At 64.8% G+C, this 756-nt stretch carries 1 protein-coding gene; it reads left to right on the top strand.

Annotation, left to right across the window (positions count from 1 at the left end; translation table 11 throughout):
* Positions 1-756: ribonucleotide reductase N-terminal alpha domain-containing protein (locus AC1DTN_RS37670; protein ID WP_477925223.1), on the top strand; the 756-nt coding region annotated here is incomplete at both ends.

Genomic DNA, 756 nt, shown 5'->3' with positions numbered 1-756 from the left:
GCATTGGCCTGGGCGACAGCCTCACGGCCGCGCCGATCCAGGCCGAGACGATGCGCAACCTCTACGACGGCGTGCCCCTCGACGAGGTCTACAAGGCATCGATCCTGGCGGCCCGCACGCTGATCGAGAAGGACCCCGACTACACCTTCGCCACCGCCCGCCTGCTGCTGCACACGATCTTCAAGGAGGTGATCGGCCGCGAAGTGCCGCTGGCCGAGCGCGCCCAGGCCTACGCCGACTATTTCCCCCAGTTCATCAAGAAGGGTGTGGAGAACGAGCTGCTCGACGAGCGCCTGCTGCAGTACGACCTGGCCCGCCTGGGCGCCGCTCTCAAGCCGCAACGCGACCTGCAATTCGACTACCTCGGCCTGCAGACGCTCTACGACCGCTACTTCCTGCACGTGCGCAAGTCACGCATCGAACTGCCGCAGGCATTCTTCATGCGCGTCTCCATGGGCCTTGCATTGAACGAGATCGACCGCGAAGCTCGCGCGATCGAGTTCTACGAGGTTCTTTCGTCCTTCGATTTCATGTCGAGCACGCCGACGCTGTTCAACAGCGGCACCCTGCGCTCGCAGCTGTCGAGCTGCTACCTGACCACCGTGCCGGACGACCTCGACGGCATCTACGAGTCGATCAAGGAAAACGCCCTGCTCTCCAAGTTCGCAGGCGGCCTGGGCAACGACTGGACGCGCGTGCGCGCGCTCGGCAGCCACATCAAGGGCACCAACGGCGAGTCGCAGGGCGTCGTGCCCT

This window comes from Rhizobium sp. 01T444, assembly GCF_056398305.1.
The sequence above is the reverse complement of the archived record's forward strand: the minus strand, read 5'-3'. Positions and strand labels throughout refer to the sequence as shown.